The following is a 9775-nucleotide window of genomic DNA, read 5'->3' as shown; positions in this document are numbered from 1 at the left end:
GGCCAGAACCTCTTTAGGTCTTCGGCCGCTCCCCACAGTCCGCCGTCGACAAGCTCCGCGCCGGCGCGCGGCGCGACCAGCTCGGCGACACCGGAACCGCCGCCGTCATCGACGCGAGTTTCGACGTGAAGCCCGGCGAGGATCGAGTCCTTGTCCCGACCGCCCGTGAGGATCTCACCGCGGCCGAGCCGCACGTGGTCACCGAGGCCGATGCCCCGCGCGACCTCGGCGAGAGCCACCGTCGAGACGACGCTTGCGCGCCGCTTGGCGAGGCTTCCTTCGTCGAGTTCGGGATGCCCCGTGTACAGGCGCACGGTCACCGCCTGCCCGAGCACGGAGTCGCCGAGGAACTCGAGGCGTTCGTTGTGCGGGATGCCGCCGTTCTCGTACGCGAACGAGCGATGGGTCAGCGCAAGAGAAAGAAGCTCGGGGTCGATGTCGACCCCGAGCTTCTCGATGAGCGCAGTGTTTCGCGTCACCGGACGTTGATCAGACGTCGGCGACCTTGCGGCCCTTGTACTCGAGGAAGAGCTCGGTGCCCTGCGAGTCGGTGACGACCTTCGCCTGGTGGGGGCGGCTGTAGACGACCTTGCCGTTCTCGATGGTCTTGACCAGCGCGGGGGCTTCGGCCTTCCACTGCGCGCGACGCGAGCGGGTGTTCGAGCGGGAGACCTTCCGCTTCGGGGGGTTACCTGCCATGACTAGCTCTTCTCTGTCTTGGGGGCGGCGCGGAGCGCATCGCCGTCGTCTGGGGTGTACTGCTGGAGCGCCGCCCACCGAGGATCGACGGGTGTCTGCTCCGTGTCGCCGGCGCTCTCCGTCAGCTTCTCACCCGTGACCGGGTCGAGCCCGAGGCAATCCGGCTGACACACCGGCTGGAACGGAAGCGAGAGGACAATGGCATCCCGGACCAGATTTTCAAGATCCACGTGGTCGTCTTGAACTTCGAAGTCGTTCGCTTCCTCCCCAGGATACGCGAAAAGTTCCTGGAACTCGACTTCGACAGGCTCGGTGATGTCGGTGAGGCACCGCCCGCACACTCCGGTGGCCGTCGTGTCGACGGTTCCGGAGACGAGGATGCCCTCGTGGACGGACTCCAGACGCACGTCGATCTCGAGCAGTTCGGCGGCGGCGACGGACACGAGGCCCTCGCCCCACTTCTCGGGCGCGGGGATGTCGAGTTCGTGCTCGCGCATCTCGCCCGGCTTGCGCTCGATGTCGCGCACGGGGAGCTGGAAAGGTCCGGGTCGGTGGGTTCTCACGGTCGTCCATGCTACCCGCGCGCCCCTGGGCGGGGGCCGAGGCGCCGCGCGCCGACGCGGTTCGCGCCCGAGTCGGGCCCGGGGCCGCTACAGCCCGCGCGCGCCGGTGTCGAGGAACCGGGCGACCGCGGTGGGTACGTACGGCGACACATCGCCGCCGAGCGCGGCGACCTGGCGCACCAGCGAGCTGGAGACGAGCGCGTGCGACGGATCGGGCAGCAGGAACACCGTTCCGACGTGCGCGAGGTCGCGGTTCACGATGGCCATCGGCGTCTCGTACGCGACGTCGACCTGCGACCGGATGCCTTNGACGAGCACCTGCGCGCCCACGTCGGTGGCGTAGTCGACGAGGAGTCCCATGCTCCACGCGGCGACGATGACGTCGCCCTCGATGCCTTCGTCCTGGATCGACTGCTCGAGCAGGGCCTGACGCTGCGCGATCGGCAGCATCGCCTCTTTGCCCGGGTTGTGGACCACGAGCACGTGCAGCTGGTCGAACAGGCCGGCCGCGCGGCGGATCACATCGAGGTGCCCCCGCGTCGGGGGGTCGAAGGAACCGGGTACGACGGCGATCCGCGGACTCATTCCGCCAGCCTACCGATCACGACTTGGCGAGGGCCGCGCGTTCTTCGACGCCGACACGTCGCTCGAGCGCGGCCGCGAGTCCCGGATGCCGCACGAGTGCGGGATCGTCGGCGAGCACCGTCTCGGCCGCGGCCCGGGCTTGCACGATGAGATCCGCATCGGTCACGACACGCAGGAGCCGGAGGGACGACCGCACGCCCGACTGCGCTCCGCCGAGGACGTCGCCCTCGCCGCGCAGCTCGAGATCGACCTCGGCGAGCTCGAAGCCGTCGAGCGTCCGGGCGACCGCCTCGACGCGCGAACGCGACGACGTTCCCGGCGCCGCTTCGGTCACGAGCAGGCAGAGACCGGGCAGTCCGCCTCGGCCGACGCGTCCGCGCAGCTGGTGCAGCTGCGAGACGCCGAACCGGTCGGCCTCGAGGATCACCATCGTCGAGGCGTTCGGGACGTCGACGCCGACCTCGATGACGGTCGTGGCGACCAGCACGTCGATGTCGCCCCGCGCGAACGCCAGCATCACGGCATCCTTCTCGTCCGCGTGCATCTTGCCGTGGAGGATCTCGACGCGGATGTCGGCGAAGGCGGGCAGCGTGTCGAGCAGCGCCCCCACCTGAACGACGCCCCAGCGCGTGCGCGTATCGGCGCCGTCGGACGGCTCGTCGCCGACCTCGTCTTTCGTGAGCTTCTCGGCGTCGATCGCGGCGCACACGACGAACACCTGGTGCGTCTTCGCCACCTCTTCGGCGACACGCTCCCACACCCGGGCGAACCAGCCCGGCTTCTCGGCGAGCGGGGCGACGAAGGTCTGGATGCCAGCTCGCCCGGCCGGCATGGTGCGAATCGTCGAGACGTCGAGGTCGCCGAACACCGTCATGGCGACGGTGCGTGGAATCGGCGTCGCGGTGAGCACGAGCGTGTGCGGCGAGTCGCCCTTGGCGCGGAGCGCCTCGCGCTGGTCCACCCCGAAGCGGTGCTGCTCGTCGACCACCACGAAACCGAGATCCGCGAACGTCGTCGTGGAGCTGAGCAGCGCGTGGGTGCCGACGACGATCCGAGCCTGACCGGATGCCACGCGCAGGGCGGCGCGACGGCGCTCGGCGGCCGGGAGCTGTCCGGTGAGCAGCGTCGGCATCAGCTCGGGGGCGAGCTGCGGTCCGAGCATCTTCGCGATCGACCGCACGTGCTGTGCCGCGAGCACCTCGGTCGGGGCGATGAGCGCCGACTGGCCACCGGACTCGGCGACCTGCAACATCGCGCGGAGGGCGACGAGCGTCTTACCGGAACCGACCTCGCCCTGCACCAGGCGGTTCATGGGCCAGTCGCCGACGAGGTCGGCGGCGATCCGGGCGCCGACGGTCTCTTGATCGGGGGTGAGCGCGAAGGGCAGGGCCGCATCGAAGCGTTCGAGGAGGCCGCCGGGCGCGGCGGGGCGCTTCGCCGCGGACAGCGCGCGGACGAACTGCCGCTGCTGCAGCAGCGCGGTCTGCAGGACGAACGCTTCCTGCATGCGCAGCGTCGCGACCGCCGGTGGAATCTCGTCGTCGTGCTCCGGGCGGTGGATGTGCTCCAGTGCGGTGCGGGCGCCGACGAGGCCGTGCCGCTCGCGCAGGTCGTCCGGCAGGGGATCGTCGATACCGCCCAGGCCGTCGAGCACGAGCGCGATCGTCTTCTGCACGAGCGTGCTCGGCACGGTGCTCGTCGCGGGATAGATCGGGATCGGACGCTTGGAGTTCACCTCGGCCTCGGCGCGCGCCTCTTCGAGGTCGTCGAAGAGCTCGTAATCGGGGTGCGTCAGCTGCGTCTGCCGCCGGTACTCCCCCACCTTGCCCGAGAAGATGCCGCGGCGACCGGGCGTGAGATCTTTCAGGCGCCACGACTGGTTGAAGAACGTCAGGGACATGCGGCCGTCGCCGTCGCTGATGATCACCTCGAGCAGCGACCCGCGCCGGTTCTGCATGCGGCGCTCGGTCGCGCTCACGACCTCGGCGACGATCGTCACGGGCTCGCCGAGCGGCAGGGAGGCGATCGGGGTCAGCTCGCCGCGCTTGGCGTACCGGCGCGGGTAGTGTTCGAGCAGCTCGCCGACGGTCTTCATGCCGAACGCGCGCTCGAAAGCCGCGGCGGTCTTGCCGCCGACGGCGCCGTCGAGTCGCGACGACAGGGACAGACCGGGCATGCACCGAGTCTAGGCATCCCCTCCGACACGCGGTTTGTAGGGTGGAACGGTGACCCGCATCATCTCCGGCCGCGCGGGCGGCACGGTTCTCGACGTCCCCGCCAAGGGCACGCGGCCCACGAGCGACCGCGTGCGCGAGTCGCTGTTCGGGGCGCTGGAGTCGGCCGACCTGATCGAGGGCGCGCGCGTGCTGGACCTCTACGCCGGGTCGGGTGCGCTCGGGCTCGAGAGCCTGAGTCGCGGAGCCGTGTCGGCCGACCTCGTCGAGCTGTCCGCGCCCGCGGCGGCCCTCATCCGCAAGAACGCGGAGCGGCTCCGCAGCGCCGGCGTCCGCGGTGCGGCCCGCGTGCACCGGGCTAACGCGACGACGTTCGTCGAATCGTCCACCGCCGCATGGGACCTCGTGTTCATCGACCCGCCCTACGACGTCGCGGACGACGAGATCACCCGCGTCCTCGCCGCCCTGGCCCCCCGCCTGAGCCCGGATGCCGCGGTGATCGTCGAGCGCGCGAAGCGCTCCCCCGCACCGGACTGGGATGCCGCCGGTCTCGAGCCCGACCGCGACCGCACCTACGGGGACACGACCCTGTGGTGGGGCCGCCCGGCCGACTGAGGATCCCCGACGCGTGAGTCGCCAGGATCTGTCGCCTCTGCCGCGCGAGAAGGGACAAATCCTGGCGACTCACGCAGTCACGGCGGTCAGCCGCGGCCCGCGTCCCAGTCCCGGTAGGGATCCCAGCCGGTGCGGCCGGTCCAGGGGCGCCCGTCGACCGTGACCGCGATCTCGCCGCGGCCCTCGACCGTGCCGACGCGGCGCCCGGGGCCGACCGCCCCCGCGGGGTAGGTCACGAGGAATCCGTGGTCCTCTCCCCCGCCGAGCGCCCGCGCGAGGTCCTCCCCCAGCGCGCCCGCATCGAACGCGATCGTGACTCGGGACGCGTCGGCGAGGCGCTCGGCATCCAGGGCCAGTCCGTCCGAGATGTCCATCATCGCGGTGGCACCGGCGTCCGCCGCCCGCAGTGCGTCGGCGATCGGCGGTCGCGGCCGCAGCTGCCGGTCCAGGCCTTGCGCGTCTTCTGCATCGAGGGCCGCGCGCGTCTCGGGAGTCACCGGGATCGGCGCACCGGACGCGTCGACGAAGCGGGTGAAGAGCACATCGAGTCCGCGCCCCGCCACGCCCAGCTCGCCGATCACGTGCACGGCATCCCCGGGTCGCGCGCCGGAACGGCGCACCGGATCGCGCCCATCCAGGCTGCCGAGCGCCGTCACCGCGATCGTCAGCGTGTCCGAGACGGTGAGATCGCCGCCCTCCACCGCGCAGCCCGGGGCGAGCTCGGCGCACGCCCGCGCGAGGCCGTCGGCGAACCCGCGGACGAACGACAGCGGCGTGTCGTCCGGCATCGCCAGCGCGACGAGCAGCGCGATCGGCCGCGCGCCCATCGCCGCGACGTCGGCGAGATTGACCGCCGCCGACTTGTAGCCGAGATCCACCGCGGACGACCACGCCAGCCGGAAGTCCGGACCGTGCACGAGCGTGTCCGTGGTCGCGACGACGCGTCCGTCCGGCACGGCCAGCACCGCCGCGTCGTCCCCCGGCCCCACGGGAGCGGTCGAGGCGGGAAGGCGGTCCAGGATGCCACGGAGCACCTGCCCCTCGGACAGCTCCCCCACGGTGGTCTCGGCGTCGGTCACCCTCCCACGCTATTAGCCTGGAGGGGTGCCCCGCTCCCGTCGTTCCCTCGCGCTGATCGCCACCCTCGCTCTTCTTCCGGGGCTCGCCGCGTGCACGACGACCGTTTCGATGCAGCCGGCGAAGGATGCCAACGACCCCGCGTGCGCGCAGATCATCGCGCGACTGCCGAAGTCGATCTCCGGTCAGGAGCGCCGCTGGACCGACGCCCAGGCGACCGGCGCGTGGGGCGATCCCGCCAGCATCCTGCTGACGTGCGGGCTCGAGGCCCCCGGGCCGTCGACGCTCCCCTGCCGCCCGTTCGACGGCGTGGACTGGCTGGTCGACGAGTCACAGGCCGATCAGAACCGCTACACGCTGACGACGTTCGGCCGCACACCCGCGGTACAGGTCTACCTCGACTACGCCGAGGCGAGCAGCGCCGACATCGCGTCGGCCCTCGCGCCGCTCATCCGCGACTACCTGCCCGCGACCGGCCAGGTGTGCACCTCGCCCGACGACGCGACCCCCGCGCCGAGCGCGACCCCCTGAGCGGATCGCCGCGCGTCAGGCGCGGTCGAGCGCGGCGTCGAGCAGGTCGCTGATCAGCTCGGGATACGACAGCCCGGACGCGATCCAGCACGTCGGGAACATCGAGATCGGCGTGAACCCGGGCATCGTGTTGACCTCGTTCACGTAGAACTCGGTGCCCGTGTAGAAGAAGTCGACGCGCGCGAGACCCTCGCCGCCGAGCGCCTCGAACGCCTGGGCGGCGATCCGCTGCATCTCGGCGAGCTCGCCGTCGCGCAGGTCAGCGGGACACACGAGGTCGACGCCGGGAGCGTTCATGTACTTCGCCTCGAAGTCGTAGAACTCGCGGCCCGTCACCACGATCTCGCCGGCGACGCTCACCCGCACCGGACCACCGTCGCGGCCGGGCAGCACACCGACCTCCAACTCACGGCCCACGACCGCCTGCTCGACCAGGACGAGACGGTCCTCGGCGAAAGCCGTGTCGAGGGCGGCATCCAGGTCGTCCCAGCGGGAGACCTTCGTCACGCCGACGCTGGACCCGGCCTCGTTCGGCTTCACGAACACGGGGAGGTCGAGGGAGCGGATGCGCCGCTCCCACAGGTCGCGATTGCGCGCGAGGTCGGCCCGCGTCACGGCGACCCACGGCACCACCGGCACGCCCGCGGAGCGCAGGACGCGCTTCGTGACGTTCTTGTTCATGCCGATCGCCGACATGAGCACCCCGCCACCGGCGTACGGGATGCCGAGGAGCTCGAGGAGCCCCTGGATCGTGCCGTCCTCACCGAAACGGCCGTGCAGGATCGGGAGCACGACGTCGACGTCGCCGAGCGACCGTTCGCCGTCGGCATCCGTCACGGTCCATTCGCGCGACAGCACGGAGTCGGGCAGCCGCACGCGGGTGCCGTTGTCACGCACCTCGGGCAGGGCCTCGGGACGCAGGGCGAACTTGTCGGGGTCGTCGTCTTCGAGCACGAAGGCGCCGTCGCGGGTGATCCCGACGGGGATCACCCGGAAGCGGTCACGATCGATCGCCCGCAGCACCCCGCCCGCCGTGGCGGAACTGATCGAATGCTCGCTGGAGCGCCCGCCGAAGAGCACCGCCACCGCCGGTTTGGTCATTCTGCGTCCTCTCGCCCTGCGGCTGGTCGTCGTCGGTCGTGAGATGGGGCGCGATGTCGCGCGGATTCATGGTGCCGTCGAGCACCATCTTCACCTGTCGCACGATCGGCATGTCAACGCCGACCTCGCGCGCGAGCTGCAGGACGGGGGCGACGGATGCCAGGCCCTCCGCGGTCTGCTGCATCTGCTTCACGACGTCCTGGTAGCTGTAGCCCTGTCCGAGCAGGCGTCCGGCCGTGTTGTTGCGGCTGAGCGGCGACTGGCACGTCGCGATGAGGTCGCCGAGGCCGGCGAGGCCCTGGAGCGTCTCGGGCTGAGCACCCTGCGCGACGGCGAAGTCCGTCATCTCGACGAGGCCGCGCGTGATGATCGAGGCCTTCGTGTTCTCGCCGTAGCCGACACCGTCCACGATGCCGATCGCGACGGCGATGAGGTTCTTCAGCACACCACCGAACTCGGTGCCGATCACGTCGGTGTTCACGAACGACCGGAAGTAGCGGTTCCGTGCGCGCCGGGCGACGGCCTCGGCGGTCTCGGGGCTCAGCGAGCTGATGACCGCGGCCGTCGGCTGCTCCCGTGCGATCTCCAGGGCGAGATTCGGACCGGATGCCACGGCGATGCGCGCGGGATCGCACAGCAGCACCTGCTCGATGACCTGGCTCATCCGCAGCCCGGACGCCTTCTCGACGCCCTTCATGAGGGACACGATCGGGGCGTCCGTTCGGTCGACCAGTGGCTTCACGGCGGCGAGGTTCTCGCGGAGCGCCTGGCTCGGGATCGAGAGGTACACCTGCTGGGCGCCGTCGAGGGCCTCGGTGAGACTCGTCGTCGCGGTCATCGTGCGCGGCAGGTTGATCCCCGAGAGGTAGCGGCTGTTGCGCTTGGACTCGGTGATCTCGGCGGCGAGCTCGGGCCGGCGCGCCCACATCACGACGGAGGCACCGCCGTCGGCGAGGATCTTGCCGAAGGTCGTCCCCCAGCTGCCCGCGCCGATGACGGCGACCCTGGGCCCGGCGGTCTCGGTCCTACGACTCAAGGCGGCCCGTCTCGTTCTGCCCGTGCTGCGACGGGTTCCACCGCTCGGCGGGCGCCGGTGCGCCGCGCAGGGCCGACAGCATCTCGGCGATCCGCGCCATGAGGACGTCGGTCGCGCGCGTCAGGGTGGCCGGTTGTGTCGCCGTGGCGCGGAACTCGGACAGGTCCAGAGCGGGACCGAACTCGACGATGACGTGCGAGCGACGGGGGAAGCGCAACTTGCCGTACCGGGGCAGGATCTGCTGCACGCCCCACTGCGCCAGGGGGATGAGGGGCAGGTCGCCGCCGAGCGCGAGCCGTACGGCACCGGTCTTGCCGCGCATCGGCCACAGGCCGGGGTCGCGGGTCAGGGTGCCCTCGGGGTACACGATGACCCCGCGTCCGTCCCGCGCGATGTCCTGCGCGGCTTTGATGGACTGGTTCGCGCTCGCGGACGTCCGCGGCACGGGGACCATGCCGGTGGCGCGGAGCGCCGCCCCGAGGACGGGGACCTTGAACAGGCTCTCCTTCGCCATGAACCGCGGGGCGCGGCCGACGCGCCACACGGCGACGGCGACGATGAGCGGGTCGAACTCGGAGTTGTGGTTCGGCGCGAGCACGTAGGCGCCCTCGCGCGGGAGGTTCTCCACGCCCCGCAGCTCGATGCGGGCGAAGAGGCCCACGAGCGGGACGACGACCACGGCGAGGGGCCAGAAGGCGCTCGGCCGGCTCTTCTCCGGAGTGGCCGCCACGGCTCAGCCCACGACGTCGAAGTCGGCGTCGAGAGCGGTCAGCTTCTCGAGGAACTTCTCGTACCCGCGGCGGATGATGCCGATGTTGCGCACCGTCGACTCGCCCTCGGCCGCCAGCGCGGCGATGACGTAGCTGTAGCCGCCGCGCAGGTCGGGCACCTCGACGTCGGCGCCGTGCAGCGGCGTCGGGCCGTTGATGACGGCGGCCTGCTCGAGGTCGCGGCGCGGGACGCGGCGGTCGGGGCTCGCGATGCCCTTGGGGTGCACGACGATGTCGGCGCCCATCTTGTTCAGCGCCTGCGTGAACCCGAGACGGTTCTCGTACACGGTCTCGTGCACGGTCGACGTGCCGTGCGCCTGGGTCAGCGCGACGATGAGCGGCTGCTGCCAGTCGGTCATGAAGCCGGGGTGGACGTCGGTCTCGACCATGACGGGCTTGAGGTCGCCGCCACGGCGGAACAGGATGCCGTCCTCGCGGACGTCGAACCAGCCACCCGCCTTGCGGAAGACGTTGAGGAACGTGAGCATGTCCTGCTGGCGGGCGCCCTTGGCGAAGATCTCGCCGTCGGTGGCCAGGGCGGCGCACGCCCACGACGCCGCCTCGTTCCGGTCGAAGATCGCCCGGTGGTCGTAGCCCACCAGACGGTCGACGCCCTCGATGAAG

Annotated in this window: 11 protein-coding genes and 1 pseudogene; 2 read left to right on the top strand and 10 right to left on the bottom strand. The window is 71.2% G+C overall.

Annotated elements, in window-relative coordinates:
* The 5 genes from I5G_RS23525 to I5G_RS18365 all read right to left on the bottom strand — a co-directional run.
* Window positions 1-479: ribonuclease III family protein (locus tag I5G_RS23525; RefSeq protein ID WP_022880363.1), on the bottom strand; the 479-nt coding region annotated here is incomplete at its 3' end.
* A 10-nt stretch (window positions 480-489) separates the two neighbouring features.
* Entirely contained in the window at window positions 490-699 is a 210-nt protein-coding gene (rpmF, locus tag I5G_RS18380; RefSeq protein WP_013586329.1) for a 50S ribosomal protein L32, read from the bottom strand.
* A gap of 2 nt (window positions 700-701) precedes the next feature.
* A complete protein-coding gene (locus I5G_RS18375) occupies window positions 702-1196 on the bottom strand; it encodes a DUF177 domain-containing protein (RefSeq protein WP_051038881.1) in 495 nt (164 codons plus the stop codon).
* 153 nt (window positions 1197-1349) lie between these two features.
* Window positions 1350-1847, bottom strand: coding sequence for a pantetheine-phosphate adenylyltransferase (gene coaD, locus I5G_RS18370; protein WP_022880361.1), 498 nt, complete (start codon window positions 1845-1847; stop codon window positions 1350-1352).
* A gap of 16 nt (window positions 1848-1863) precedes the next feature.
* Window positions 1864-4023 (bottom strand): ATP-dependent DNA helicase RecG, encoded by a 2160-nt coding sequence (locus I5G_RS18365; RefSeq protein WP_022880360.1) that lies wholly within the window; start codon window positions 4021-4023, stop codon window positions 1864-1866.
* Window positions 4024-4072: 49 nt separating this feature from the next.
* Here I5G_RS18365 and rsmD point away from each other — a divergent pair, with 49 nt between their 5' ends.
* A complete protein-coding gene (gene rsmD / locus I5G_RS18360) occupies window positions 4073-4636 on the top strand; it encodes a 16S rRNA (guanine(966)-N(2))-methyltransferase RsmD (RefSeq protein WP_022880359.1) in 564 nt (187 codons plus the stop codon).
* Window positions 4637-4722: 86 nt separating this feature from the next.
* Here the strand turns inward: rsmD and thiL are convergent, their stop codons facing one another.
* Window positions 4723-5715, bottom strand: coding sequence for a thiamine-phosphate kinase (gene thiL / locus I5G_RS18355; RefSeq protein WP_022880358.1), 993 nt, complete (start codon window positions 5713-5715; stop codon window positions 4723-4725).
* A gap of 25 nt (window positions 5716-5740) precedes the next feature.
* On the opposite strand from thiL, the gene I5G_RS18350 reads away from it, so the two are divergent.
* Window positions 5741-6244 carry a DUF3515 family protein gene (locus I5G_RS18350; RefSeq protein WP_022880357.1) on the top strand — a complete coding sequence of 168 codons (504 nt, stop codon included), beginning with the start codon at window positions 5741-5743 and terminating at the stop codon, window positions 6242-6244.
* A gap of 15 nt (window positions 6245-6259) precedes the next feature.
* On the opposite strand, the gene I5G_RS18345 is transcribed toward I5G_RS18350, so the two are convergent.
* The 4 genes and pseudogenes from I5G_RS18345 to I5G_RS18330 all read right to left on the bottom strand — a co-directional run.
* Window positions 6260-7345, bottom strand: coding sequence for a D-alanine--D-alanine ligase family protein (locus I5G_RS18345; protein ID WP_083896702.1), 1086 nt, complete (start codon window positions 7343-7345; stop codon window positions 6260-6262).
* Entirely contained in the window at window positions 7245-8381 is a 1137-nt protein-coding gene (locus tag I5G_RS18340) for an NAD(P)H-dependent glycerol-3-phosphate dehydrogenase (RefSeq protein ID WP_022880355.1), read from the bottom strand. Before I5G_RS18340 ends, I5G_RS18345 begins: the two co-directional genes overlap by 101 nt.
* Window positions 8371-9111 carry a 1-acyl-sn-glycerol-3-phosphate acyltransferase gene (locus tag I5G_RS18335; RefSeq protein ID WP_022880354.1) on the bottom strand — a complete coding sequence of 247 codons (741 nt, stop codon included), beginning with the start codon at window positions 9109-9111 and terminating at the stop codon, window positions 8371-8373. Before I5G_RS18335 ends, I5G_RS18340 begins: the two co-directional genes overlap by 11 nt.
* 3 nt (window positions 9112-9114) lie before the next feature.
* A pseudogene (locus I5G_RS18330) lies at window positions 9115-9775 on the bottom strand (UDP-N-acetylglucosamine 1-carboxyvinyltransferase); the annotation flags it as partial.

This window comes from Microbacterium sp. B19 (genome assembly GCF_000333395.1).
Taxonomy (GTDB): Bacteria; Actinomycetota; Actinomycetes; order Actinomycetales; family Microbacteriaceae; genus Microbacterium.
This window is presented reverse-complemented; position numbering and strand designations above follow the sequence as displayed.